The sequence below is a fragment of the Tessaracoccus sp. O5.2 genome, assembly GCF_964266725.1.
Classification (GTDB): Bacteria; Actinomycetota; Actinomycetes; order Propionibacteriales; family Propionibacteriaceae; genus Arachnia; species Arachnia lapidicapta.
Genome location: NZ_CAXWGV010000007.1, coordinates 61,741 through 87,454 on the forward strand (window position 1 = coordinate 61,741; position 25,714 = coordinate 87,454).

The 25,714-nt window shown below is 68.7% G+C and carries 27 protein-coding genes and 1 tRNA gene; 15 read left to right on the forward strand and 13 right to left on the reverse strand.

The window, feature by feature from the left end:
- Positions 1–163 precede the first annotated feature (163 nt).
- The 9 genes from rpmH to ACFQPD_RS04605 all read left to right on the forward strand — a co-directional run bounded on the left by rpmH (position 164) and on the right by ACFQPD_RS04605 (position 6,473).
- On the forward strand, positions 164–301 hold the full coding sequence (rpmH, locus tag ACFQPD_RS04565) for a 50S ribosomal protein L34 (RefSeq protein WP_078919908.1): 138 nt from the start codon (positions 164–166) through the stop codon (positions 299–301).
- Positions 302–315: 14 nt separating this feature from the next.
- Positions 316–666: a ribonuclease P protein component gene (gene rnpA / locus ACFQPD_RS04570; protein ID WP_385898902.1), complete on the forward strand. Its 351-nt coding sequence runs from the start codon at positions 316–318 to the stop codon at positions 664–666.
- Positions 660–944, forward strand: a complete 285-nt coding sequence (gene yidD / locus ACFQPD_RS04575) for a membrane protein insertion efficiency factor YidD (RefSeq protein WP_385898904.1) — start codon at positions 660–662, stop codon at positions 942–944. Before rnpA ends, yidD begins: the two co-directional genes overlap by 7 nt.
- Before the next feature lie 10 nt (positions 945–954).
- Positions 955–2,076, forward strand: coding sequence for a membrane protein insertase YidC (gene yidC / locus ACFQPD_RS04580; protein WP_385898907.1), 1,122 nt, complete (start codon positions 955–957; stop codon positions 2,074–2,076).
- A 75-nt stretch (positions 2,077–2,151) separates the two neighbouring features.
- Positions 2,152–2,622, forward strand: a complete 471-nt coding sequence (locus ACFQPD_RS04585) for a protein jag (RefSeq protein WP_385898910.1) — start codon at positions 2,152–2,154, stop codon at positions 2,620–2,622.
- The gene (gene rsmG / locus ACFQPD_RS04590) at positions 2,619–3,248 is read left to right on the forward strand and encodes a 16S rRNA (guanine(527)-N(7))-methyltransferase RsmG (RefSeq protein WP_385898913.1); all 630 of its coding nucleotides are present in this window, start codon (positions 2,619–2,621) and stop codon (positions 3,246–3,248) included. The genes ACFQPD_RS04585 and rsmG overlap by 4 nt, the downstream gene beginning before the upstream one ends.
- Before the next feature lie 933 nt (positions 3,249–4,181).
- Complete coding sequence (locus ACFQPD_RS04595; protein WP_068749549.1) at positions 4,182–5,159, forward strand: ParA family protein; 978 nt, start codon at positions 4,182–4,184, stop codon at positions 5,157–5,159.
- Positions 5,159–6,046 carry a ParB/RepB/Spo0J family partition protein gene (locus ACFQPD_RS04600; RefSeq protein WP_353081231.1) on the forward strand — a complete coding sequence of 296 codons (888 nt, stop codon included), beginning with the start codon at positions 5,159–5,161 and terminating at the stop codon, positions 6,044–6,046. The genes ACFQPD_RS04595 and ACFQPD_RS04600 overlap by 1 nt, the downstream gene beginning before the upstream one ends.
- A 67-nt stretch (positions 6,047–6,113) precedes the next feature.
- Positions 6,114–6,473: a DUF3817 domain-containing protein gene (locus ACFQPD_RS04605; RefSeq protein WP_385898916.1), complete on the forward strand. Its 360-nt coding sequence runs from the start codon at positions 6,114–6,116 to the stop codon at positions 6,471–6,473.
- Here the strand turns inward: ACFQPD_RS04605 and ACFQPD_RS04610 are convergent.
- The 8 genes from ACFQPD_RS04610 to ACFQPD_RS04645 all read right to left on the reverse strand — a co-directional run bounded on the left by ACFQPD_RS04610 (position 6,470) and on the right by ACFQPD_RS04645 (position 13,482).
- The gene (locus ACFQPD_RS04610) at positions 6,470–7,171 is read right to left on the reverse strand and encodes an SURF1 family protein (RefSeq protein WP_385898917.1); all 702 of its coding nucleotides are present in this window, start codon (positions 7,169–7,171) and stop codon (positions 6,470–6,472) included. The two genes, ACFQPD_RS04605 and ACFQPD_RS04610, sit on opposite strands and share 4 nt — an antisense overlap.
- 1 nt (position 7,172) lies before the next feature.
- A complete protein-coding gene (locus tag ACFQPD_RS04615; RefSeq protein WP_068749545.1) occupies positions 7,173–8,105 on the reverse strand; it encodes a D-alanine--D-alanine ligase in 933 nt (310 codons plus the stop codon).
- Positions 8,106–8,118: 13 nt separating this feature from the next.
- Positions 8,119–9,423, reverse strand: a complete 1,305-nt coding sequence (locus ACFQPD_RS04620; RefSeq protein ID WP_385898920.1) for a PLP-dependent aminotransferase family protein — start codon at positions 9,421–9,423, stop codon at positions 8,119–8,121.
- 80 nt (positions 9,424–9,503) lie between these two features.
- On the reverse strand, positions 9,504–10,085 hold the full coding sequence (locus tag ACFQPD_RS04625) for a hypothetical protein (RefSeq protein WP_385898922.1): 582 nt from the start codon (positions 10,083–10,085) through the stop codon (positions 9,504–9,506).
- Between the two features lies 1 nt (position 10,086).
- Positions 10,087–10,404 (reverse strand): thioredoxin, encoded by a 318-nt coding sequence (trxA, locus tag ACFQPD_RS04630; RefSeq protein ID WP_068749542.1) that lies wholly within the window; start codon positions 10,402–10,404, stop codon positions 10,087–10,089.
- Between the two features lie 38 nt (positions 10,405–10,442).
- Positions 10,443–11,402 carry a thioredoxin-disulfide reductase gene (gene trxB, locus ACFQPD_RS04635; RefSeq protein WP_385898924.1) on the reverse strand — a complete coding sequence of 320 codons (960 nt, stop codon included), beginning with the start codon at positions 11,400–11,402 and terminating at the stop codon, positions 10,443–10,445.
- Between the two features lie 104 nt (positions 11,403–11,506).
- Positions 11,507–12,433, reverse strand: a complete 927-nt coding sequence (locus ACFQPD_RS04640) for an enoyl-CoA hydratase/isomerase family protein (protein ID WP_385898925.1) — start codon at positions 12,431–12,433, stop codon at positions 11,507–11,509.
- Between the two features lie 77 nt (positions 12,434–12,510).
- Positions 12,511–13,482 (reverse strand): sugar-binding transcriptional regulator, encoded by a 972-nt coding sequence (locus ACFQPD_RS04645; protein ID WP_068749624.1) that lies wholly within the window; start codon positions 13,480–13,482, stop codon positions 12,511–12,513.
- 135 nt (positions 13,483–13,617) lie between these two features.
- On the opposite strand from ACFQPD_RS04645, the gene ACFQPD_RS04650 reads away from it, so the two are divergent.
- Positions 13,618–15,330 (forward strand): FAD-dependent oxidoreductase, encoded by a 1,713-nt coding sequence (locus ACFQPD_RS04650; protein ID WP_385898927.1) that lies wholly within the window; start codon positions 13,618–13,620, stop codon positions 15,328–15,330.
- Between the two features lie 68 nt (positions 15,331–15,398).
- Here the strand turns inward: ACFQPD_RS04650 and ACFQPD_RS04655 are convergent, their stop codons facing one another.
- Positions 15,399–16,709 carry an MFS transporter gene (locus ACFQPD_RS04655; RefSeq protein ID WP_385898943.1) on the reverse strand — a complete coding sequence of 437 codons (1,311 nt, stop codon included), beginning with the start codon at positions 16,707–16,709 and terminating at the stop codon, positions 15,399–15,401.
- 115 nt (positions 16,710–16,824) lie between these two features.
- Between ACFQPD_RS04655 and ACFQPD_RS04660 the strand changes: the two genes are divergently transcribed.
- From ACFQPD_RS04660 to ACFQPD_RS04680, 5 genes are all read left to right on the forward strand, one after another.
- Positions 16,825–16,897, forward strand: a tRNA-Ala gene (locus tag ACFQPD_RS04660).
- 214 nt (positions 16,898–17,111) lie between these two features.
- Positions 17,112–18,029 carry a tyrosine-type recombinase/integrase gene (locus ACFQPD_RS04665; protein ID WP_385898929.1) on the forward strand — a complete coding sequence of 306 codons (918 nt, stop codon included), beginning with the start codon at positions 17,112–17,114 and terminating at the stop codon, positions 18,027–18,029.
- Positions 18,030–18,044: 15 nt separating this feature from the next.
- Complete coding sequence (locus tag ACFQPD_RS04670; RefSeq protein WP_182800327.1) at positions 18,045–18,281, forward strand: BrnT family toxin; 237 nt, start codon at positions 18,045–18,047, stop codon at positions 18,279–18,281.
- A gap of 10 nt (positions 18,282–18,291) precedes the next feature.
- Positions 18,292–18,534, forward strand: coding sequence for a hypothetical protein (locus ACFQPD_RS04675; protein ID WP_182781068.1), 243 nt, complete (start codon positions 18,292–18,294; stop codon positions 18,532–18,534).
- A gap of 79 nt (positions 18,535–18,613) precedes the next feature.
- Positions 18,614–18,844 (forward strand): helix-turn-helix domain-containing protein, encoded by a 231-nt coding sequence (locus ACFQPD_RS04680; protein WP_385898931.1) that lies wholly within the window; start codon positions 18,614–18,616, stop codon positions 18,842–18,844.
- 37 nt (positions 18,845–18,881) lie between these two features.
- Here the strand turns inward: ACFQPD_RS04680 and ACFQPD_RS04685 are convergent, their stop codons facing one another.
- The 4 genes from ACFQPD_RS04685 to ACFQPD_RS04700 all read right to left on the reverse strand — a co-directional run bounded on the left by ACFQPD_RS04685 (position 18,882) and on the right by ACFQPD_RS04700 (position 25,407).
- On the reverse strand, positions 18,882–19,697 hold the full coding sequence (locus ACFQPD_RS04685; protein WP_385898946.1) for a nucleotidyl transferase AbiEii/AbiGii toxin family protein: 816 nt from the start codon (positions 19,695–19,697) through the stop codon (positions 18,882–18,884).
- 43 nt (positions 19,698–19,740) lie between these two features.
- Entirely contained in the window at positions 19,741–20,298 is a 558-nt protein-coding gene (locus ACFQPD_RS04690) for a type IV toxin-antitoxin system AbiEi family antitoxin domain-containing protein (protein WP_385898933.1), read from the reverse strand.
- Between the two features lie 122 nt (positions 20,299–20,420).
- The gene (mobF, locus tag ACFQPD_RS04695) at positions 20,421–24,263 is read right to left on the reverse strand and encodes a MobF family relaxase (protein ID WP_385898935.1); all 3,843 of its coding nucleotides are present in this window, start codon (positions 24,261–24,263) and stop codon (positions 20,421–20,423) included.
- 583 nt (positions 24,264–24,846) lie between these two features.
- Complete coding sequence (locus tag ACFQPD_RS04700) at positions 24,847–25,407, reverse strand: hypothetical protein (protein ID WP_385898938.1); 561 nt, start codon at positions 25,405–25,407, stop codon at positions 24,847–24,849.
- Positions 25,408–25,714: the final 307 nt, after the last annotated feature.

A 25,714-nucleotide genomic window follows, 5' to 3' on the forward strand; every position in this document is an offset into this window, starting at 1 on the left:
TACTGGACTACATCAGTGTTATTTGCTTAGTTGCCCGGTTCGCCCTCGCCGGTTTGGCCGGAGGGCCGATTCGCGCGTATCGTTGACCAGTCGCCATCGAGGCGGTCACTTCCCCCTGCCCACCAGGGCAGTTGTACACCTTCGAACCTGAGGGAGTAATCCCATGAGCAAGCGCACTTTCCAGCCGAGCAACCGTCGCCGCAGCCGCACCCACGGTTTCCGTTCCCGTATGCGTACCCGCGCCGGCCGCGCCATCCTGGCGAACCGCCGTCGCAAGGGCCGCGTCGAGCTGTCGGCCTAAGGGGTCGAGCGACGGTGCTGCCGGGTCCGCGGCGCCTCACCAGGCCCAGTGACTTCGGTGCCACCGTCCGTCGCGGTTCCCGAGCAGCCAGCCCGAGCGTCGTGGTGCACGTCCAGCGCATCACCCAGCACGATCCACCCGTCCCCGGGCGGGTGGGTTTTGTTGTCTCCAAGAAGGTCGGCAACGCCGTGACCCGCAACCGGGTCAAGCGCCGGTTGCGTCACCTGGTGGTCGACCTCGAGACGCCGGTGCCCGCCGACGTCGTGGTGCGCGCCCTGCCGTCGGCCGCGACCGAGCCCGAGCGGCTCGCCGACGACCTCGCCGACGCGTGGCGCCGCGCGTTCCGGAAGGCGGCCGCGTGCTGAAGTACCCGCTGATCTGGTTCGTCAAGGGGTGGCGGAAGTTCGTGTCCCCCTCCTACGGCGACGTGTGCAAGTACCACCCGTCGTGTTCGACGTACGGGCTGGCGGCTCTCGAGACCCACGGGGCTCTGAAGGGCTCCTGGCTCACCATCCGACGGCTCCTGCGCTGCCATCCATGGGCGCGGGGCGGCGTCGACTACGTCCCAGGCACCGCTGAGGCGGCCGCCTGGGAGCGCGAGAATTCAACCAAACCGGGGACCTCGGGTCCCCAACCCGACTGAGGTGGCTTACGTGGTGGATCTGCTGGTGACGCTGAACATCTGGGACAGCTTCTACGGAGTGCTGTCGGCGATGATGCAGCCGCTCTACTGGGCCGTGTCCGGCATCGTGGTGTTCTTCCACTGGCTGTTCACGCCATTGCTCGGCGCGGACTCCGGCTGGAACTGGACGCTGGCGATCATCAGCCTCACCGTCGTCATCCGGACGCTGCTCATCCCCCTGTTCGTCAAGCAGATCAACTCTGCGCGCAGCATGCAGCTGCTCCAGCCGAAGCTGGCCGAGCTGCAGAAGAAGTACGGCCACGACCGCGAGCGGCTCGGCCGGGAGACGATGAAGATGTATCAGGAGGAGGGCGTCAGCCCGACCGCCTCCTGCCTGCCGCTGCTGCTCCAGATGCCGATCTTCCTCGCGCTGTTCCGCGTGCTTGAGGGCGTGTCGTCTGGCAACGTCCGCGGGCACTTCTTCAAGACCAACCCGGACCTGGTGTCGTCGCTGCAGAACGCCGAAATCCTCGGCGCCGGCCTCGCCGAACGCATCTTCCCCATGACGGCGGTCGGGCCTACGCAGATCGTCGGCGTCATCCTGGTCATCGCGATGGTCGCGGTCTTCTTCGTCACGCAGCTGCAGCTGATGCGCAAGAACCTGCCCCCGGAGTCGCTGACCGGCCCCATGGCGCAGCAGCAGAAGCTGATGCTCTACTTCTTCCCCGTCGTCTACGCCGCCTCGTCGGTCGTCATCCCGATCGGCGTGCTCGTCTACTGGCTGACCTCGAACCTGTGGACCATGGCGCAGCAGGGCCTCCTCATCCGCAACAACCCTGCGCCCAACACGCCGGCCTACATCGACTGGGAAGAGCGCATGCTCGCCAAGGGCCGCGACCCGCAGGCGATCATGGAGCAGCGCGCCGCCAAGCGCCGTCGCAAGCCCAAGAACGCCCCCGCCGCGTCGCCGCGGACGGTGGGTCCCACGGCCCCGCTGAGCACGGACGACGCAGTGGCCGCGGAAGCGACTCCGAAGATCGCCCGCCAGCAGGTGTCGCGGCAGACGGTCCGCAGCACCGAGGACGGCAAGCGCGTCGTGACCCGACAGCAGCCCCGCCAGCAGTCGCGGTCCGCGCGGAAGAAGAAGAAGTGAGCCGACGGCGGCTCGATCCCCCATCCCACGAGTGAATCGCCCCGCAGCAGGGGCACGACGAGAGGACACCTCTTCATGGCGAACAACGAGACGGACGCGGCGCTGCTGGCCGAGGGCGACCTGGTCGCCGACTACCTGGAGGAACTGCTGGACATCGCGGACCTCGACGGCGACATCGAGAACTCGGTGCAGGACGGCCGGGCCTTCGTGGTGATCGACACGGACTCCGAACTCCTCGTGGGTAAGGACGGGGAAGTGCTCGATGCCCTCCAGGAGCTGGCGCGCCTCGTCGTGATGACGGAGACGGGTCACCGGTCGCGGCTCATGGTCGACGTCGCGGGCTACCGCCAGCGGCGTCGGGCGGAGCTCGTCGCGATGGCCAAGGACGCCATCGCCGAGGTGCAGGAGAGTGGCGAGCCGGTGCGCATGGCCCCGCTGAACGCGTACGAGCGCAAGATCGTCCACGACGAGGTTGCGGCTGCCGGCCTGGTGAGCGAGTCCGAGGGCGAGCCGCCGGCGCGACGCGTGGTGGTCCGCGCCAAGTGAGCGACGGGCCGGAGCTTGCGGCCGCCTCGGCGCTTGAGACGGCATATCCGCAAAGCGCTGAAAGGTTAAGGCGCTATGTCGATATATTGGCAAGTCGTGGAATCTCCTGGGGACTCATGGGGCCCCGGGAGGGCGAGCGGCTCTGGCAGCGGCACGTCGGCAACTCCCTAGCGCTGGACGACGCGGTTCCGCAGGGCAGTGACGTCGCGGACGTGGGCTCCGGCGCCGGGCTACCCGGGTTGCCGCTGGCCATCGTGCGGCCGGACCTGCGGGTCACGCTGATCGAGCCGTTGCTGCGGCGCGCGAACTTCCTGCAGGAGGCGGTTGATGAGCTGGGACTCGGCGACCGCGTGACGGTCGTGCGCGCGAGGGCTGAGGACGTGCGCGAGCGCTACGACGTCGTGGTGTGTCGCGCCGTCGCGCCGCTGGAGAAGCTCCTCAAGTGGACGCTCCCCCTCTTCGGCGACGGTGGCCAGCTGCTGGCCCTGAAGGGCGAGTCTGCGGAGAACGAGATCCGCGCGGCAGGCAAGGCCCTGGCGGTGTCGGGCGCCCGCGCCGAGGTGCTCGAACTGCGGGTCGCCGCAGGCGTCGAGGGGACCCGCGCAATCCGGGTGACCACCCGCTGAGCCGACGCCCCCGCCGTCGCCCCGCTGGCGGCGGCACGGTCGCCGCGGGCGCTGTCCAGCGTCGCCCCAACCCTCGCCCCCACCGTCGCGCCGCGCTTCGCCCCGGCCCCCCGCCCCGGCCCGCCCCGGCCTCGCCCCCTCTCTTGGCACGACACGCCGTCGAACTGCGCTCCGACGGCCGTATAGCGCACCGATGTGCCACCAACCCTGTCATTCGTGTCGCGCGTGGGGGGATTCAGCCTGAACGAGGGCTCTATCCGGCCCGCCGCCCCCTTTGGGCACGACACGCCGTCGAACTGCGGCCCGACGGCCGTATAGCCCACTGATGTGCCACGAACCCTGTCATTCGTGTCGCGCATGGGGGATTGAGCCTGAACGAGGGCTCGATCAGAGATCCGGGGTCTCCTGGGGCGATCCGCGCGTCGAGCCTCGAGGCAGGCTCAATCGTCGCCAGTGAACCGCGTGTCAGGCTCAACGGACCCTGGAGGGAGCCGGAGGATGTGCATGGGGTCTGTGACGCAACGCTGGTCGGCGCCAATCGCGGCATGGCGACGGGCGGAGCCGGGGGACGACGAGGGGAGCCTCGGGGCGAGGCGGTGGTCGATCGATGGGTGGAGCCGTAGGGCGAGCCGGCGAATGACGAGGGGAGCCGATCGACAGTGCTGCGCCGTCGGTCAGCTCGCCTGCCCTCTCGGCGGGTACGAAGTTGGATCGGCGCGGGACTCGGAGTCGCATTCAGTGGCACGAATGACGTCAGATCTCCCTCCCGCGGCCCGTATGTGGACTCGGCACGGCGTTCGACGGCGTGTCGTGCCGGTATGGGAGGGCGTGGGTTTGGTGCGTTTCACGTGAAACGGTGCGCGACGCGCCAACGAAGTTTCGCACGACTGACGGGTTGGGTAGAGTCGTCGCGGATCACCGAGGAGGCCCTGGATGGCGTTGTTCTTCCGCAAGCGCAAGCAGCAGATCAATGAAGACGAGCTGTGGAAGGAACACAGCAACGTTTCACGTGAAACGGCCACCGCTCCACGACGAGCGGCCCACGACCTCCACGCCAGCATCGACTCCGAGTACGGCGATGAGTTCATCGACTTCAGCGAGCCCAGCCCGACGCTGCCCAGGCCTGAGCGGCCCCGCATCTTCGTGGTGGCCAACCAGAAGGGCGGCGTGGGGAAGACGACGACCACCGTCAACCTGGCGCATGCGCTCGCGATGGGCGGTTTGAACGTGCTGGTCGTCGACACGGACCCACAGGGGAACGCGTCGACTGCCCTCGGCGTGCCCCACTCGCCGGGGACGAAGGGCACGTACGAGGTGCTGATGGAGGGGATCGGCATCATCGAGCACGCCCAGCCCTCGCCGCACTCCCCTAACCTCCATGTGCTGCCTGCCGCCATCGACCTGGCCGCCGCGGAACTGGAGCTCGTCAACATGCGAGGCCGTGAACACCGCATGCGCGACGCGATCATGCAGTACATCGACGAGTCCGGGGTCGACTACATCTTCTTCGACTGCCCGCCGTCCCTCGGCCTGCTCACGCTGAACGCCCTGGTGGCGTCCACGGAAATTTTGGTGCCCATTCAGACCGAGTACTACGCCCTTGAGGGCGTGACGCAGCTGATGCGGACCATTCAGCGCGTGAAGGGCAATCTCAACGACTCGATCGAGCTGAGCACCATCCTGCTCACGATGTACGACAGCCGCACGAACCTCTCGCGGGAGGTCGCCGACGAGGTGCGCAAGCACTTCCCAACCCAGACGCTCTCGAACGAGATCCCGCGCTCCGTGCGCATCGCGGAAGCGCCGAGCTTCCAGCAGACAGTCCTCAACTACCAGCCGAAGTCCCCTGGCGCCGTCGCCTATCTGGCCGCCGCCAAGGAGCTCGCCGAACGAGTGGCGGTGACCAAGTGATGGCAGCGATGAAGAAGAGTGCCCTCGGACAAGGGCTGGGGGACCTGTTCGCCCGCACCGACGCCGACGAGGTGGCGACGCTGAGCGACGGCTCAGAGTTCGCTGAGATCCCAGTGGGCAGCATCAGCCCGAACCCGCAGCAGCCGCGCACGGTCTTCGACGAAGACGACCTGCAGGAGCTTGCCGAGTCGATCCGCGAGTTCGGCGTCCTCCAGCCCATCGTGGTCAGAAGGGCCGGGGAGGACCGGTTCGAGCTCGTTATGGGCGAGCGACGATGGCGCGCCAGCCAGCAGGCAGGCCGCGACACCGTCCCGGCGATCATCAGAGGCACCGACGACACCGCGCTCCTGCGCGACGCCCTGCTGGAGAACCTGCACCGCGCCAATCTCAACCCGATCGAGGAAGCGAACGCCTACGCCCAGCTCCTTCAGGACTTCGACTGCACCAAGGAAGATCTGGCCCAGCGCATCCACCGGTCCCGCCCCCAGGTATCCAACACGCTCAGACTGCTGAACCTCCCCCCGAGGGTGCAGTCCAAGGTCGCCGCCAACGTCATCTCGGCCGGTCACGCCCGCGCGCTCCTGGGGCTCGACGATGCCGCCGAGCAGGAGCGCCTCGCCGACCGGATCGTCGCCGAGGGCCTGTCGGTCCGCTCGACGGAGGAGATCGTCGCGCTCGGCCGCGGCCGAGAGGAGAAGCGGCCCATGGTGAGAACGCCGCGCATGCCCTCGGAGCGGGAACGAGACCTGTCGACCCACCTCAGCGACCACTTCGACACCCGGGTGCGGGTCGCCATCGGGAGGAACAAGGGCAAGATCACCATCGAATTCGCATCCGGCGACGATCTGGAACGCATCATGGCCATCCTGGACGGCCGAACGGTATAGCTCCACAACGCTAAACAAATAAACATCTAAACGGCTATATCGACAAAACGATCAAGAGAGGCGCCGAATGAGCTCGCCCACCACGTCCATCCCCGACGACGACATCGCAGGCGTCCGATCGGCGCTCCTGCGCTACCGGATCATGGCCTGGGTCGTCGGGATCCTGCTCGTCGTGCTGGTCCTCGTGGGGCTACCGCTCAAGTACATCTGGGGTGACGGCCGGGTCGTCACCTGGACCGGCATGCCGCACGGCTGGCTCTACATGGTCCTGCTCATCACCGCGTACGACCTCGGCCGCCGCGTGAACTGGTCGATCAAGTGGTTCCTCGCCATCATGGCGGCGGGCACCGTGCCGTTCCTGTCGTTCGTGGCCGAGCACTTCGCCACCAAGGATGTCCGGGCGAAGCTGCGGGCCTCGACCGCCTAGTCGCTCGGCCGGTTCGCCGCCGCTCGCTCGGCGTCCTTCGCGAACCCACGGGCGGCGTACACGCCGAACGCGACAGCGCCGGCGGCGAACACCCACCACTGGAGCGCGTAGCCCCGGTGGGTGGGGGACCCTTCGGTGGACGGCAGCGTGAGCGAGGCGGCGTCGAGCCCCTGACGTGCGGCCTCGTCGGCGGGCAGTGTCACGTATCCCGCCACCAGCGGCGACGGCCACGTCTGCGCGAGCGTCTGGATGCGCAGCGATCCCAGGTCGGCGCCCTCCGCGACACCTTCCGCGGGCAGATCCGGCGCCAGGAACACGCCGACGATGTTCTGGTTCCCCGATGGCGCGGCTGGCGGCTCTGCGCCCTCGGCGACGGCGCCGCGCACCACCGCGACGTGCCGGCCGTCAGTCATCCGCAACGCAGTGACCACGCGCAGCGGCCCAGCTTCGCCGACGATAACCTCGTCAGGCAGGTACGTTCCCTCGAGGGTGACCCTCCGACCGTAGACGTCCGCGACCTCGCCGGACTCGCTCACACTCTCGGCCAGGGCCACGGGCGCCTCCGCGGCCCGCTCGGCGGACACGTCGCGCGTCGACTCCTGGTACGACGCCATCTGCCACAGGCCGAGCAGCAGCATCACGCCCGCGACGACGACACCCGCAATGATGGCGAGGGCCTGCTTCGTCCGCAGCCCCATGTCAGGCGCGCGCGAGGTCGACCAGCGTCGCGAACACCTCGCCCAGCTCCCGGCCGGCGGCCTCGAAGGCCAGCGGGGCGAGCGACGTCTCCGTCATGCCGGGCGCGACGTTGCCCTCGAAGAACACCGGCCGGCCGGAGGCCTCGACGATCATGTCCGTGCGCGACAGGTGCCTGAGCCCCAGGGCCCGGTGAACCGCCACCGCGAGTTCCCGCGCGGCCAGGAGTGCGTCGTCGGACAGCTCGGCGGGGGTGACGAACCGGGTCTGACCTGCCGTGTACCGCGACTCGTAGTCGTACACGCCGGACTCGGGACGGATCTCGACGGGGGGCAGCGCCACCGGCCCCGACCCGTCGTCGAGGACGGTGACGGCGATCTCGGTGCCTGCCACGTAGGACTCGATGACCGCGACCGATCCGTACGCGTAGGCCGCCACGAGCGCCGCGGGGAGCCCGGACGCGTCGTCGACCTTGGTGACCCCGAGGGCCGAGCCGCTGCGCGACGGCTTGACCATCAGCGGGTAGCCCAGCTGTGCTCCGATGCCCTCCATGAGGGCCGGCGCGCCGAGCTCGCGGAAGATGTCGTGGGGAAGAGCGATCTGCTTGGGGGCGGCGAGCCCGGCGGCGCGGACGACCGACGTCGCGATGGACTTGTCGAACGTCAGCCGCGACGACGCCCCCGTCGGCCCGACGAAGGGCACGTTCAGGACCTCGAGGACCTCCCGGAACGCTCCGTCCTCGCCGAGTCCCCCGTGCAGCATGGGGACGACCACGGCGTCCGGCGTGCGGCGCAGCAACGGCACCAGGTCGGCGTTGACGTCCGCCTCGATCACCTCGCGGCCGACGTCACGCAGCGCCTGCGCGACCCGCCGGCCCGACCGCAGCGACACGTCGCGCTCGTGGCTGAGCCCACCGGCAATCACGATGATCGTCATGGATAACTCCTTGTCAGGTCAGATCGGGTCCGGGTCCGGTGGGGCGCCGCAACTCGTGGGGGGAGGCGTCGATGCCGAAGGTGTCCATGACCTCCAGCTCGCGGCGGACCACGTCGGCGAAGCGCTGCACGCCGATGCGGATGCGGTCGGCGGGCGGGAAGCAGTACGAGAGCCGGACGTTGCGGGCGCCCTGGCCGTCGGCGTAGAACGCCCCGCCGGGGACGAACGCGACGCGCGCGTTGACGCCGCGCGGGAGCATCGCCTGCGAGTCGAGCCCTTCGGGGAGCGTGACCCAGACGAAGAAGCCCCCGGCCGGCCGCGTCCAGGACGCGCCGTCGGGCATCTCCTCGGCCAGCGCGTGCAGCATGGTGTCGCGGCGCTCGCGGTACATGTCGCGGTAGATCTCGATCTGTCCCTGCCAGTCCTGGGTCGCCAGGTACGTCGAGATCGCGAACTGGCTGAACACGGGCGGGCAGAGAGTCGCGGACTCCTGCGCGAGGACGAGCTTCTCGCGCACGGCGTGCGGGGCGAGGACCCAGCCGACGCGGAAGCCCGGGGCGAAGGTCTTGGAGAACGAGCCGAGGTAGATGACGTCGGCGTCCGCGGAGCGCATCGCCGGGATCGGGTCGGCGTCCAGCGTCAGCAGCCCGTACGGGTTGTCCTCGACGACGAGCACGCCCTCCTCGGTGCACACCGACAGGATCTCGAGGCGGCGCTCCCACGGCTGCGTCTTGCCGGACGGGTTGTTGAAGTTGGGGATCGTGTACAGGAACTTGATCCGCTTGCCGGCCTTCTTCAGCCTCGCCACGGTCTCCCGCAGCGCCGTGGGGTCCAGCCCGTCCTCGTCCGATCCGACGTGCACGACCTCGGTCTGGTAGCTGAGGAAGGTGCCGAGCGCGCCGACGTACGACGGCGACTCCGCGAGGATGACGTCGCCCGGGTCACAGAAGATGCGCGTGACGAGGTCGAGGCCCTGCTGGGACCCCGCGGTGATGACCACGTCGTCGGCGTGCGCGGTGATGCCCTCGAGCGCCATGACGTCGAGGATCTGCTCGCGGAGGGCCGGCTCACCCTGCCCAGAGCCGTACTGCATCACCTGCGTGCCGTTGCTGGTGATCATGTCGGCGATCGAGCCCGCGATCTCAGGCAGCGGCAGGTCCTTGATGTTCGGCATCCCGCCGGCCAGCGACACGATCTCGGGGCGGTTGGCGACGGCGAACAACGCTCGGACGGCGGACACCCGCATGCCGTTGGTGCGCTGGGAGTAGCTGTCGACGAACCGGTCGAGCCGGGTGTCGTGTCTGGAGTGCTCGGTCACGATCCTTTACCTTGCCGTCAGGGACGCGGCGCGCCCTCTCGCATGCGCTCACTGTATCCCGTCAGGGAATGTGGGCCCGCTCAGCCCGCGGCGGCGACGGCGTCCTCGAACGCGGCCAGCTGCGTGGCCAGCTCGGCGGTGGCGTGTTCCGTGACGGCCAGCAGGAGGAGCCCGGTGCCCTGGGAGATGCGGCCGCACGCCGGCAGTGAGGTGTCCAGTGATGTGCCGCACAGCGTCCCGGCCCCGCCCACCTCGTTGGCGCCCTCGACGCCGGCGTCCGCCACGTAGGTGCTGACGTCGTCCTCGGGCCAGGTCATGACGAAGATGACCTTGTTGACGCCGTCGGAATAGTCGGCGCGCACGATGCGCTGGTTCTCCGGGGCGGGGCCCGAGCTCTCGGTGACGGCCCCGCGGACCAGGTCACCGACCTGGATGGGTGGGTCCATCACGTAGGGGGGCGTGGGGGAGCTCGACGGGGTGGGAGAGGTGGTGCCGACCGAACGGCCGAGCGCGCCCCCGATGATCCCGCCGAGCACCAGCAGGACCACGAGTAGCGCGGGCCCGGCCGCCGCGACCCACCAGGGCCGCGGCCGCACCACGTCGGCCGGGGAGACCGGCTCCCAGGACTCCGGCGCCGACGGCGTCGCGGGGGAGTGCGTCATGTCAACGCAGCTCGTCGATGACCTTCTTGAGCGCGCCCTTCGTCTTGCCGCCCGTGAGCGACTTCACGACGCGCCCACCCTGGATGAACTGCAGCGTGGGCAGGCTCAGCACGCCCTGCTCCGCCGCCAGGTTCGGGTTGGTGTTGGTGTCGACCTTCACGAACTTGACGTCGCCGTACTCCCGCGACAGTTCATCGATGATCGGGGCGATCTGCTTGCACGGCGAGCACCAGTCCGCCCAGTAGTCGACGACGACGAGCTGCCCCGCCATCAGCACCTCGTCGACGAACGTCTTCTCGGTCACGTCGGTCACTGCCATGAAATCGCCTTCCGGAATGTGTGGGTAGCGGACCGAGTCTAGGCGCTGACCGCCATGGGGACGGCGTCCTCGAGCGCCTGCAGGTAGCGCTCGGCGTCCAGGGCGGCGGAGCAGCCGCTCCCCGCGGCGGTGATCGCCTGCCGGTACGTGTGGTCGACGAGGTCGCCGCATGCGAACACGCCGGGGACGTTGGTGGCGGTCGACCGGCCGTCGACAAGGACGTATCCCTCGGCGTCGGTGTGCACCTGGTCCTTGACGAGGGCCGAGCGGGGGTCGTGGCCGATGGCGATGAACACGCCCTTGACGTCCAGGTCGCGCAGCTCGCCGGTGTGGGTGTCCTTCAGGGTGATGGACTCCACGGAGTTCGCGCCGTTGATGCGCTCGACGACGGAGTTCCACGCGAACTCGATCTTGGGGTCGCGCATGGCGCGGTCCTGCATGATCTTCGACGCGCGGAGCTCGTCGCGCCGGTGGACGATGACGACCTTCGAGGCGAAGCGGCTGAGGAACGTGGCCTCCTCGACCGCCGAGTCGCCGCCGCCGATGACGGCGATGGGCTTGTCGCGGAAGAAGGCGCCGTCACACGTGGCGCACCAGGAGACGCCGCGCCCGGACAGGCGCTCCTCGTCGGGGAGGCCCAGCTTGCGGTAGCCGGAGCCCATGGCGAGGATCACGGTCTTGGCGTGGTACTCCTTGTCGTAGGAGTCCTTGACGATCTTGACTTCGCCCGTGAGGTCGACGGCGGTGGCGTCGTCGGTGATGAGCTCGGCTCCGAAGCGCTCGGCCTGCTTGCGCATCTGGTCCATGAGCTCCGGGCCCATGATGCCCTCGGCGAAGCCCGGGTAGTTCTCCACCTCGGTGGTGTTCATGAGCGCCCCGCCAGCCTCGAACGAGCCCTCGAAGACGACGGGCTCGAGGTTCGCGCGCGCGGCATAGATGGCCGCCGTGTAGCCGGCCGGACCTGAGCCGATGATGATGACGTCGTGGACGGTGGACATGCTTCTCCTTCACCAGGGGCGGATAGCCAGCCCCATCGTAGTGTGTGCTCACTCCCCACCAGCATACCCTGGGGGGCATGTCCTCTATCGCCGGGCCGTCGCCGTCAGTAGTCGAAGACGCGGTCCACCTCGGCGGTCGGCACCTCCTCGAGCGACGTGTGGCGCCACTGCGGCCGGTTGTCCTTGTCGATCAGCAGGGCGCGGACACCCTCGACGAAGTCCCCGGACGGAATGACCGACTCGGCCAGCCTGAGATCCTGGGCCAGCACCTCGTTGAGCCGCAGGGACCGCGCGCGCAGCAGAGCGCGCATCGCGACGTGCACGGAGAAGGGGCTGCGCGCCCGCAGGTCGCGGGCCGCCTGGCGCGCCGCCTCCGCGGGATGGTGCTCGAGTCGATGCGCGATCTCGACGACGTCGTCGGAGGAGTAGCAGTCGTGGATCCACGCGGCCGAGTCCTCGAACAGGGGAGCGGGGAGCTCGCCGTCGGCCGATTCGTCGGCCAACCCCATGAAGAGTGCGTCGCCGCCCGTGAAGGTGGCCGCGGTCAGCGCCACGTGCACGCCGACGGCGCCCGCCCGCGACAGTTCGTACATGACGCCCGCGTCGGGGAAGAAGCCGATCTTCGTCTCCGGCATGGCCATGACGGTGTCGGCGTAGACGATCCGGCGGTCCACATGGCCGCCGATGCCCAGCCCACCGCCCATCGCGATGCCGCGGAGGAACGACGTGACGGGCTTGGTGTAGTCCGCGAACATCATGTCGAGGGCGTATTCGGTCTCGAGATAGCGGAGGAACGGGCCGCCCTCGCGCACCGTCTCGGCTAGGGCGCGGACGTCGGCGCCGGCACAGAAGCCGCGCTCGCCCTCGCCCGCCAGCTCGACGGCGGTCACCGCGTCGTCGTCGTGCCAGGCGGTGAGCGCGTCGTACATGGCGGTGAACATGTCCTCGGTGAGGGCGTTGATCGCCCGGGGACGGTTGAGCGTGATCCGCGCGATGCCGTCCTGCACCTCGGTCAGGATGAATTCAGACATGGGGGACAGCCTAAGTGGTCGCGCACGTGCGTGTCAGTTGGCGGCTCCAGGCCGCGCTGACTAGCGGCGACGCCCGCTCAGGCCAGCCGGATGCCCGGCTTCATGCGGTTGAGGACCGCGCGGGCGGTCTCGGCGTCGATGACGAGATCGGTGGCGACGCCCGCCCTCAGGGCACCCAGGACCGGCGCGGCCTTCGACAGGCCGCTGACGACGCAGATCCGCTTCGGGATGGCCTGCAGCTCGCCGGGGGTCATCCCCGTGGCGCGCTTGTTGATCTCCAGGTCCCGGTAGGAGCCGTCCTCGCGCACCATGACCGTGCAGACGTCGCCGACGACGTTGTTCTCCCGCAGGTAGCGCAGGTCAGCGTCGCTCAGATAGTTCGACGAGTACACATGGCTCTGCAGCTCGGAGTGCAGCCCACCGACGCCGAACAAGGCGATCCGGCAGTTGGCCCGCACCGACAGGATGTGCCGGGTGCTCTGCTCCCGCCACATCGCCTCCTTCGTCGCGGGGTCGTCGAAGAACGCGGGCAGCGCCAAGAGCTGTTCCTGGCCCCCGAGCGCGGTGGCGAACTTGTGGAGGATCGACCCCACATACGGCAGGCCGGTGGTCTGATGGTTGGCGCCGCCGTTGAGTCCGATGACGGTCACGCCGGTGAGGTCGCGGGGGCGCAGGTGCGTGGCGATCGCGGAGACCGTGGTGCCCCAGGCGATGCCGACGGTGTCGCCGTCCCGCACCATGTTCCCGAGCAGACCGGCGGCCATCCTGGCGACCTGGTCGAGCCGGAAGATGCTGCTGGCCCCCGGGCGCACGTGCACGAGGTGAGCCGTGACGTGGAAGTGGCGTTCGAACAGTTCGGCTAGCCGGTTCAGGGGGCGGTCCGGGTCGACGATGGTCACCCGGACGAGGCCGCGGTCGCGGGCCTCCTTCAGCAGCCGCGACACCGTTGAGCGCGACACCCCCAGGTGATGGGCGATGGCGTCCATGGTCTCGGCCTGCACGTAATACATGCGCGCCACTGTCAGCAGCTGGTCGCTGGTCCTGCTCACCCGAGCCTCCGAGACGTCGATGTCTGCACCGTCGCTGCCCATCCTAGCGGTGACCTGCACGAACGTGCAGGGGCCTTGATTTAAACGTGCAGTGCACGAATCCTGGGAGTCCGCGAGCAGAGGAGCCAGCAGCAGATGACCGCACTCACCCAGGCCCAGCGTGCCACGTCGCTTCGTGCAATGGAGTCACAACACTTCGACGTTCTCGTCATCGGTGGCGGGGTGACCGGCGCCGGGATTGCGCTGGACGCCGCCTCCCGCGGACTGCGGACCGCCGTCGTCGAGGCACAGGACTGGGCGTCCGGCACGTCGTCGCGGTCGTCGCGTCTCGTGCACGGCGGCTTGCGCTACCTCTACAACCTCGACTTCAAGCTCGTCGCCGAGGCGCTGACCGAGCGCGGACGGCTCCTCACCACCATCGCCCCGCACCTCGTCGAGGCGCAGCCGTTCCTGTGGCCGCTCAAGCAGCGGGTGATCGAGCGCGCGTACTCGGCGGTCGGCGTCGGGCTCTATGACGCGCTCGCGGTCGCGGGCGCCGGCTTCCGCAAGACGGTCCCGCTGCAAAAGCACCTCTCCAAGGACGGCGCGCGCGGGCGCTTCCCGGACATCAAGCCCGACGCGCTGATCGGCGCCATCGAGTTCTACGATGCCCGGGTCGACGACGCCCGCCTCGTCGTCACGCTCATCCGCACCGCGGTGAAGTACGGCGCCGAGGCCGCCAGCCGGGTCAAGGTCACCGGTGTCCGGAAGAACGACGCCGGGCGCGTGGACGGCGTCGAGGCCGTGGACCTGGAGAGCGGCGACATGCTCACCATCTCGGCCACGCGGGTGATCAACGCCACCGGCGTTTGGACCGAGCAGACCCAGAAGCTCGCCGGCAGCAGCGGCGGCCTCAAGGTCCTGGCCAGCAAGGGCATCCACATCGTGCTGCCCCGGGAGCGCATCAAGGCCAGCGCGGGCATGTTCCTGCGCACCGAGAAGTCGGTGCTGTTCATCATCCCCTGGCAGCACTACTGGGTCATCGGGACCACCGATACCGCCTGGCACGAGCAGCTCGAGCATCCGGTGCCGACCAGCGCCGACATCGACTACATCCTCGCCCACGCCAACGAGGTGCTCGCCGAGCCCCTCACCCGCGACGACATCATCGGCACGTACGCCGGGCTGCGGCCGCTGCTGCAGCCGGCGGTGCTGGACGAGTCGAAGTCGACGAAGGTGTCGCGGGAACACACCGTCACGGAGGTCGCGCCCGGCATGGTCTCGATCGCCGGCGGCAAGCTGACGACCTATCGGGTGATGGCCGAGGACGCCGTCGACTTCGCGCTGGGCTCGGCTGAGGCGAAGGCGACGCCGTCGGTCACGGCCGACCTCCCGCTGCTCGGCGCGGAGGGCTTCGCGGCGGCCCGCAACCAGGCCGACCGGCTCGGTGCCCGCTACGGCCTCGACGCCGACCGGATGAAGCATCTGCTGTCGCGCTACGGATCCGAGGTGGAATCGCTGCTGGCGACCATCGACGCCGATCCGACCCTGGGCCGTCCGCTGGCCGCTGCACCGCAGTTCCTGCGCGCCGAGGTCGCCTGGGCGTGCACCGTCGAAGGGGCCCTGCACCTCGAGGACATCCTCGTCGCGCGCGTGCGGCTCAATTCGGAGTCGCGGGACCGGGGCGGCGCCGCCGTCGACGAGGTCGGCGAGATCGCGGCCGAGGCCCTGGGCTGGGACGCGGGGCGGCTCGAGCGGGAGAAGGCGAACTACCGGGCCCGCATCGCTGCCGAGATCGCGGCGGAAGAGCAGCCGACCGACGCCGCGGCGTCGGCGGAACGGATGAAGGCCGACGACATCGTCGGCTGACCCTGACCGGCGCCGGCCGCCCCGCACCGTTCCCAGCGCGGCGGCCGGCGCCCCTCGGACCGCGAGCCTCAGCGGCCCCGCGACACCTCGGGCAGCCGCCACCCCCACACCGCACCGAGGAGCCCGAGCCCGGCGAGGAACAGCAGCGCCCACGTCACACCCGCCAGCGCGAGCACGGAGCTGATGCCGCCCACGATGAGCAGGATGACGCCCATCGCGGTGTTCGACACGGCGACGTACGCCGTCCGCAAGTCCCCCTCGGCCATGTCGACGACGTAGGTCTTGCGCCCCACCCGCACGCCCGTGTGCAGCAGGGTGAGGAGGAAGTAGCCCGCCACCAGGACGATCGTGCCCCAGGTGGAGGCCCCGTCGAAGCCCGGGACCGAGACCAGGGCCACCAGGACGAGCACCACGACCGATGCGGCGGCTCCGGTCGCAGCCATGAGGACGCGGCTCGACCGGTCAGCGGCGCGCCCGAAGATCCGCCCGCCGATGAGGGACGCCACACCGGAGGCGACGACGAACCCGCCCAGGCCCGCCAGCGTGCTGGAGCCGGCCGTCGCGGCGAGCGTGACCACGAACGGCGGGCTGAGCGCGGAGACCAGCAGGAAGCTGCGGGTAGTGACGAAGCTGCGGAACTCACGGTCGTCGCGGAGGAGCCGCAGGACGCCGACGGGGGAGTCGGTGTCGTCGCCGGTGGTGGGCCCGTCCTCGACGGGCTCGCGGATGCCGGCCTGGACGGCCGCCGTCGCCACCCAGAACGCGGCACCGAGGGCGAGGAGCCATGCCAGCTGGGTCGCCGAGAGGTTCTCGCCCGCGAAGATCCGCAGCGCGAGACCGAGCGTGATCGCGACGATGCCCGCGGCCATGGTGCCCAGCCCGTTGATCTGGCCCCGCTCGCCCTTGGGCACCGTGCGGCCCTGGACGTCCTTCGACGCGATCGACGTCAGGCAACGGCCGAGCGAGAACACGGCCAGGGCCCCGACGATCGCGACGCCCGCCGTCGTCCCGGAGCCGACGGCGGCCACCAGCGCCATCGCCGCCACCGAGACCGCCTGAACCACCGAACCCAGCACCAGCACCCACGTCCGGCGCCGGACCCGCACGACGAGCGGGGTGAGGAACGCCTGCGGCAGCATGGAGCCGGACTCGCGGATGGGCACGAGGAGGCCGATCAAAGCCGCCGGTGCGCCCAGTGCGTGCAGCAGCCACGGCAGGACGGTCGACGGCTTGACGATCTGGTCGCCCGACGACTGCAGCGCGCTGGAGAGCACCAGGCGCATCCCATTGCCAGCGACATGGCGGCCGGCGTCCCCCGGGAGGGCCTGCTCAGCTTCCAGGTCGCGGCGCATCACCGCGGAGTACAGGCGTTCGGACATGCTCACGACGCCGACCCTAGGACACTGGGCCGACAGCCGGGTGGAGGTGTCGCGGAGTCCCGGATCCGCTGTGGTGTGTCGCCCGGCGGCCCTGCCCTATACTTGCCGTCGATTCGGGGCATTAACTCAATTGGTAGAGTGCCACCTTTGCAAGGTGGAAGTTAGGGGTTCGAGTCCCCTATGCTCCACGGCTGAACTCCCTAGTCAAACGCCTTTGACTAGGGAGTTTGTATGTTTCAGGGTGAACTCAAGTGCCCTCAGAGGGACAAAACAGAGCTGTCAGATCGCACGTTCATCGCACGCGCCAGCGGCAGTCTGGCGGGGTTCCTACCCCCTCGCTCAATGGCACGCTCCTGGACTCCCAGCCAGTGGTCCGCATCCCCACTGGGGGCTGAGCGTGACGTGAAGACCATCACCCACGACGACGTGTGGCAATGGCGTCAGGGTCCGCTGGGTGCTGAGCGCCGCCGTGACCGGTCCTCCCTGGCCTTGTTACATGAGTTGTTGACGAAGGCCACCCACTGGGGATGGATCGACAAGAACCCCGCCGCCGGGGTGAGCATCCCGCGACAGACGAAGGCGATGGAGCAGCGTCACGTGTTCGACCTGGACGACGTACGACGCTACCTGCAAGCCGCCGAACCTCAGCACGTGGCGATGTTGGCCACGGTGGCCCTGGGCGGGTTGAGATCCGGTGAGGTCCGGGGTCTGCGTCGGATGGACCTCGACCTCGAGGGGCGGCGGATCCTGGTGCGCCAGGCGATCGAGCATGGCAAGGACGGCGATGCCTACCGCGTGGGTGTGAAGGTTCCCAAGACGTCGGCCGGCATCCGCTCGCTGCCCATGTCGACGACGTTGGTGACGATCCTGCGGGATCACCTCACGTTGCACCCGAGGTCGCCGGAGCAGCTCGTGTTCACTGTCGCGGATGGCAAGCCGATGGGGCCGGCCGAGGCCGACCGGCGGCACAACAGGGCGCTGGCCAACATGGGGTTGCGGACACCGGAGGCCGAGCGGCGGCGATTGTGGCGGAAGGGTCTGCCGGTACCGAAGGAGGATCACATCACTCTGCATGACCTGCGTGCTTCGTACGCCGCGTGGCTCTTCAGCGAGGGATACACGATCGCGGAAGTCATGCTCTTGCTGGGGTGGAGCGACTCGCGCATGGCGCTTGAGGTCTACAGCCGCGTCTTTCCACGCCGAGTCGAGAGCGTCGGCCCAAGCAGGACGAAGCGCTCAAGGGCCTCACAGTCGTCGTGGCATGAGGCCCCCGATCGCCTCTCTACGTGTAAAGGCCGCCTTGACGATGACAGGATGTAAAGGTAGTCTTTACACATGGAGATCCGCGGTTCGGCGCGCAAGCACGGGATCACGGATGCAGAGATCGAACATGCTTGGCACCACGCGATAAGGCTCGTCGAGTATGAATACAACGGTCAGGAACGCCTGTTGGTGATCGGGCCTGACCAGCACGGACGCTTGCTGGAACTCGTTGCTGTGCCTGCAGATGAACCGACTCGGATCATCCACGCTGATCGACTACGACCAAAGTTCTACGACTACCTGAGGTGAGGTGAACGCCATGACCATCAAGACACACAATGACTCGACCGGGCTGGACCAGCTAGACGTCCGTACGAACCCAGCCCGCGACGCCGCGCACTTCCGCCGGATTCTCGCTGCCCGGAAGGCGGTGGCGGAGGCCGAACAGGAACTGCGAGAAGCAGTACACGAGGCCCGCGAGGCCGGCGACTCCTGGACCGTTATCGGGGCCGCGCTCGACACGACCCGTCAGGCTGCCTATCAGCGCTTCGGTCGCGACTGAACCGCCGCAGTTCAGATGGCCCCTCTCGCGCTGGGCGTGCTCGGCTGGGGTTCATAGGGTTTGAGCGAGAGGATCCTTGATGAGCACCCATAACGGTTCTGCCCGTACGTCAAAGGCCGGGGCCCGGCGTTGGGCCTCCCTGAAGGAGGCGGCCGAGTACATCAGCGTCCATCCCAAGACCTTGACCCGACGCTTCAGCGACGGTTCCCTGATTCGGTACCGGGTGGGACGTCGGGTGATGGTGGACCTGGATGAACTGGACGAGCTTGTGGTTGCGAGCGCCGGCGGCCTCAAGACCCTGGCTGGGTGACCGCATTGCAGGTGTCGGCTTTGTGGGCACAGACGCGTCAGATCGAGGGATGCTCGGTGCCGAAGATGGGGTCAAGGAGTGCTGCGACCAAGGCGATCTGATCGTCGAGCAGCGCCTCCGAGACTGCTTCGAGCCGCTGTCTGCGTCGCCAGGCGGCCCATTTGACCTGGCCGACAGCGCCGTAGCCCTCAAGGTGCTGGCTGATGGGTTCAAGGGTGACCTGGCGGTACTGGGCGACGGCTTCCGCAGCCCGGCGCAGTTCGGCGACATCCACACCGGCCTGAGCGAGTTGCACAATGTCGATGTAGTCGCGCCAACGAGTGCTGGTGATACCTCTCTCGAGAATGGTCACGCCCTTCTCTGCGATGGATGTCTCGGCCGCGTAGCCCAGCACTTCGATGGGTTCGCCGATGACGCGGGGAATCTTGACGAGCTGGGGTGGGGGAACCACCGGGTCGCCTGTGGAAACGTCCCAGATGAGGCTTCCAGCCCAGGATGCGATGGATGCTTGGGCTCGGATGCGGAACCCGGGGTAGTCGCCCTCTTCGCGGATCTCCTGGATCGTGATCGTGTCGGGGTGGATCTCGACTCCGTCGGGGACGTCAGCGGCCGCGGCGTCCCTGACGACGGTGGACAGGTGCTCTGCTGTGACGTCGGCGCTGAGCGCGTTGGCGTCGATGTCCTTGGTGGGGCGACGCGCGCCATAAGATAAGCGGTGAGCAGGATGCCGCCCTTGAGGATGAAGTCTGGAGCGTGCTCGGTCCGGCTGAGCCGGTCGAGGAATGATTCGAGGAGATGCCGAGTCAGGAGTTCCTGCGTGGGCGCCGGCTGGCCAGTCTTGTCCGCCGTCGATCGAGCTGCAGCTCTCAGCTTCCGCAGCACATCTTGGCCGGTGGTCATGTCAGCGTCTCCAAGGCCGCGATGAGGGGGCCCTGCGAGCGGGGGAGTTGCCTCGCGAGTGCGATGAGGCGGTTGGGCTTGCCTCCGCGACGTAGCCACTCTTTGAGGGCCTCGAGGGGGAGCTCGTAGCCGATCGTGCCCCTCAGTCGGAACGCGTCGACGATGGATCGCTCGGGGGTGTAGAGCCCGATCGTCTGGTCTGTGCCGGGGATGGGTACCTCGTCTCGACCCAGATCGAAGGTTGCCGTGTGGAAGCGGTGCCAGGTGATTGCCGAGGTGCCGGCTGGGATGCGTGCTTCCCGGTGGATGGCCACATTGAGCGTGGCGGGGATTTCCTCTGTGAGGTCATGGCGGGCCAAGGCAGAGGTGAGGCAGATCGTGGCCTCTGGGCGCCGGCTGGCGGCTTCGATCCATTCCCAGTCCGCGTTGTTGGCGTCGGCGGGCAGGTAGATTCCACGTGCGATGCGTTCCAGTGTGCCGTCGCGGGCGGCACGGTGGAGGGTGCTTCGGGACATCCCCTGCTGCCGCGCGGTGGCGGGTGTGAGTGGTGCCATGCCCGGCGCCCTCCTTATCTGAAACAAAACGTATCCCGATAAGTCTATGTGAGGACGGTTTGTGTCACCACGTCCCAGGGGTGCCCGACGGCGAAGTATGGGCGCTCTGACGGTGCGGGCCGTCATCGACGGGGACCTGCGGAGTGTCGTGATGGACGTCGTAGGAGTTCGGGCCGCGGCCGGGATGATGGCCGATTGACGTGGGGCTCGGCGGCGTAGGCCACCGACGGCTCGGCGTCCGCCTGGCGCTGCAGGATCCGCCAGTAGAGGGCCGCAGCGGGTCGCTCTGCGGGGAGTGGTCCTTCTGCCAGCGCGTTGGCGACGAGGGCCCCAGCTGGGATCCCGCGTTCGCCGAGCAGGGTGAGGTGCCTGGCCAGCCCGATGACGCCGGGGTCGTGGTTCAGGCCCTGACCCAGGGCGCGCAGTTGCGCCACGCCCAGGCTCGGCATCGCGGTCAGGAGTTCCCTGTCGAGGCGGTCCTGGTAGTGCCGCGCGGCTCCGGCCCGCGCGCGTCCTCCGGTGGGGTGGCGGTCCTCCGGGTCGACGTCCGCGGCGGCTCGCCACACGGCCACATCGCCGAGCAGGTGCTCTGGGAGTTCCGTGTCGCTGGGTGCCCAGCTCGGGGTCGGGGCCTGCAGCGCGTCGAGGCGGACCTGTGCGGCGATGGTGGTCACGTGCTGGGCGCGTGCGGTGAGGTAGGGACCCCAGCGTTCGTCGTCGGCAACGGAGGCAGGGATGCGGGGGAGCCAGGGGAGGGGCCCTCCCGTGCGTTCGGGGATGAGCGTGGCCAGGAAAGCTGCAGGGTCTGCAATGTCCTCGAAGCGGTGGCCGGCTGCGATCCGGCGCAGCTCATCGAGCGGCGCTTTACCGTCGGTGGCCGCGAGGAGCCGGTGCCGCAGAGTTGGCCAGGCGTTGGCGTCGGTGAGCCCTGGTACGACATCGTCGGCTCCATGCTCGAGGATCTCCAGCTCGGGGGCGTGGCGATGCTCGAGGGCGACGGTCAGCGCGTCGCGGTACCGGTTGACTGCGTCCGCGAGCCGCACGGCCGCGTCGTGGGCGTGCGCAATTTCGCTGGTGACGGAGCGGGCGGCGCCGTCCCGGGCGAGTACGGATTCGAGGATCTCGACGGCGGTGGGCGGCCGCAGCGTCTCCGGCACGAAGGCGGAGTGTGGGTCACCGTGCCCGACGGTGGTGACGTAGCTGTGGTTCGCCTGCCGCCCTCGGGTCATGGCGACGTAGAGAAGTTGGCGGGTCTCCGTGCCGCTGAGGACGGTGTGGGCGGTGTCGACCGTCGAGCCCTGGGCGGTATGGATGGTGGTGGCGTAGCCGAGTTCCGTGTGGTCGGCGACGTAGGCAGCCGGTAGCCACGCGCGGTGCCCGGTGGTGCGGTGCCGAACCAGGAGCCCACCGTCGCGGTTGACGGTCTGGACGATCCAGCGGTCGCCGTTCATGACGAAGCCAGTGGTGGAGGTCCGGAGGCGTCGATCGTTGCGCCTGGTGAGGATCACATCGCCGACGCCTGCCAAGTTTCCGTCGGACAACGGCACGCCGCCGGCATCCTCGCCCGCGAGCACCTGGCGGGCACGGCGGTTGAGTTCCGCGACGTCCTGCCGGGTGCTGGCCAGCATCAGCGAATCGAGGCCACGGTCGGTGTCGGCCTTCCACGCTTGAAGCGCGCCGTCCAGCGCCGTGTCGGAGCTGCCCGCATGGATACGGCCATGGTCGAGGTACCAGCCCAGCGCGGTGGGGTCCCCCTGCCGGAGGGCGAGGGAGGCGGCCTTCTCCCCATCGTTGACGAAGCGCAGCACCTCGTCGAGCTCGACGGCGCCGTGCACGCGGCGCAGGTCGCGCAGCACGCCGCCGGCGCCGATGGCGGACAGCTGCCGGTCGTCGCCGATCAGGCGGACGGAGGCGCCTCGGGGGAGGGCGAAGTCGAGGAGCTCGGCGAGGGAGAGAGTGTCGGCCATTCCTGCCTCGTCCACGATGATCAGTGTCGCCGCATCCACCTCGTCGGTATCGCCGTGGTGGAGGTCCCAGAGCAGTTTGGCGATGGTGGTGGCGTCACCCGTCGCCTCTGCGAGGACCGCGGCCGCGGCAGCCGACGGCGCCAGGCCCAGGACTCTGCCGCCGGACTCCTCCCAGGCCCGGGTGAGGACACGCATCGCGGTCGTCTTCCCCGTGCCCGCGGCGGCCAATCCGAGCTGCAGTTGGGCCCCGCTGGTGGCCATGGCCCGCACCAAGCGTGCCTGTCCGTCGTTCAGCGAGACGCCGTTGGCGGTCGACTCCAGCAAGGCGATCTCCACCGCGAAATCGGGAGCCCGGCGGCCAGCGGCGAGCGAGCCCGCTGCCACGATTCGCCGCTCCGCGTCGAGCACGGCCTGCGAGGTGTAGAGGCGAGATCCGGCGACCTCGAACATTGAGGAGCCGTCGACTCGGCGCAGGTCTGGGGGCTCTTCGATCCCGTCCCCGACGACGGTCAAGGGAACCGAGATGGCGAGTGCTCGGTCGAGGAGTTCCGTGGTGAGGAGTTCAGCCTGAGCCGAGGTGGTGGCGAGTTCGCGGGACCGCCGGGACGCCTCACCGCGCAGGTGCCAGACCTGCCACGAAGCCCGCGACCGGGCGACCCGGTCCACCACTTCACCCGCCACGCGGTCCAACAGGACCTCCGTGATGTCGACGCGCGACGTAGTGGCGCGACCAAGCGAGTGGGTGAGGGTGCGTCCGATCCCTTCCACGCCGATCGCTGCTTCTGCCTGTGCCCGCCAGGTTCTGCGTTGCTCCACATGCGAGCGGGGTGGGTGCTTCGCTTCCCTGGTTTCGAGGGTGGCCTGCTGGGCCAGCCGGATCGCTTCCGCCGGCGTGGGAGGACGATCATGGCGCGTCTGAAACTCAGCCGCAAGCTCCGCCTGACGAGACTCGATCAGCGCTCTGCGTGAGGACCACAGTTCCACCAGCTCGGAGGGAATCCCAACAACCTCCCGGACCGCTCGTCGCTCCAACGTTCCGGGCTCGCGCTCGACGAACTCCAGCCCGAGCGCCTCACGCAGGTGTGCCTCCAGCTGCGTGTTGTAGGCCTCGCTCACTGCCACCCGAGCCTGGTAGATGAGGCGGCCGTCGATGGAGCGCCATTTCCCGTCCAAGCCCTGCACCTTGTTCGCAATCGCGACGTGGGTGTGAAGGTTCGGATCGCCGGCGCGGGAATCGCGATGTGTGAATGAGGCTGCGATGAGGCCGCGGACATCGATCTGCCGCACACCCGCGTGGCCGGCGCGCGAGTACAACGCCTCGTCCTCCAGGAAGCGCAGCGCGTCGTCGACCGCTGCGTCGTGGGCCCGTTCGATCGCCTCGGCAACGTCACGCGGGGCGATCGCCCAGAGTGCCGAGACCGACTTCACCGGAGTGAACGTCATGTCGAATCCGGCGCACGCAGTCGACGGTTGCCGGCTCAACCGGGAAACCTCCGCGGCCAGTTCTGGGGCCGTTGGCAGGCGGCCGATGCGCGCCTCGAATGTCTCCCTCGCGACCTGGTTCACGATGTCGGCTCGGACGTCGGTGGGCACCGTCGCCGTTGTCGGCACCCCCTTCGAGACGCGCCATGCTGCGGTGCGCTTCTCCACCTCCAGACGGAACTCGTTGACCGCCCCGTGCACAGTAAAGGGCTGGCCGAGGCGGGCAGCCTCGGTGACCATCGCCCTCGTCGCGTCGCTCGGCAATGCGGACAGGCGGGCCTGCATGTTCGGGTGGAAGCCGGCGCCGAACAGGGCACTCATCTGCTCCGCTGTGACGACGTCACCGACGGGAAGGTCGCCGAGACCCGCGAGCCCACGGCCCCGCCACGACCCAGGTGCCTCGCCGCGTTCCGAGTAGTAGGAGGCCAGCGTCGCGTGGCCCTTCTCCGTCGTGTCGTGCGCAGCAACCTGCCGGGTCAGGTAGTCGTACCCCGACCCGGCGGTGAGCTTGTGCAACGACACCACCATGCCCACTAGAACCCCGGACTCGGCCGCCTAACGCGCACCGACCTCCGATGGTGCAGTGGGTGTGTGCGACTTCCCAGTCAGGGGTAGCTGGCAGGCTTCCGGTATGGGGTACGTCGCGGGTCGAGCGGAGCAGATCGCAGGCTTCTTGGTTGCGGAGAGCGTCGGGGCCGAGGCGATCAGGCAGGGACCGTCCTCGGCCATGGACTTCGACCTGCGGTGGCCGAACGGGGACCGCGACGGTGCCTGCTTGATGCTGGCTGGAGGCCGACGCTCGTGTCACACGCCACAAGCTCAGGTGGTCCGACCAAACGCTGAACGACGACTGATGCTTCGACGCCGTCGAGCGTCCGGGCGCCCGAGGAGCGGCAATTGAGTGCGGTCGTGCTCGGGGCAACCGAAGCCGAACGCTACCCTCGCACACCGCGGCATGTCCGGATGTTCGGCATCCCCCTCGGCCGGCCTGCGCGGAGCCGCAAGAGTGTCACTGCGTCAGCCTCTGCCAAAGGCTGATGCGCCGTCAGCGTGGGAGCGCACTTGCTCCGGGCAACCGGCGCTCTTGCCACTGCTCGTTTCACGCGCCCCAAGGCCAGTTCAGCGAGGGGGCAACTTCGGACGGGATGGGAATATGATCCACATCCCTTGCCCCGACGAGGCGCTTGAGCAAGCGCATTCGGCTCTTTTCAGTTGACGACACTGCGCCCTTGCGAACCTCGGCCAGGGGCCACCATTTCAACGCACCGGAATCGCCCTCAACAACGAGGACAGGCACGTAACCCTCTGCCAGCGGAATCATGCGCTCTCCCGACGACGCCCAGCCAGCCGCCACAATTCGATCGAAACGAACGAAGCCTCGTCGTGTGAGGACGCCCCGGGACGTGACCACGACCGCGAAGGGCCACCCGGAAAGCCAAGCGAAGACACCCGCGGCCACGCTGAGGGCCACAGTCACCCAATCGAGGCCTTCGACGAGAAGGAGGCCCACCATGCAGGCAACCGCCAGCCAGCCCACAAAGACGGCAGACCCCCAGCCCAGCACGACACCGGGTTGCGTCACGCCACGCCACGGTGCCTTGACAGCGCGTCGCGCCGTGGATACCTCATGCAGCCATTCGTCTGGAGAGATCAACGCCACTTGGACACCCTATCCATCGGTCAGGTCGGATCAGAAGCACACGAGATGAGAGACGAACGGGTCCTACTGAATCCAGGCGTGCCGGGTACCCCCGAGGTCCACACGACGTGCTGGCCTCTACCAGCAGTGGCTCTGAGTCACCGCTCGGGGAACCGAAGCCGAAGGCTGCCCTCGCGCACCGCGGCAGACATCCCAGGTTTTGTTTTGTCAAGCGGCAGCGCTGGATTGGTGGCTCCAGGCCTTGTTTTCGTCGTAGAGCTGGCCGGTTTTGAGGCAGCCGTGGAGGATGCCCACCCACCGGTTCCCG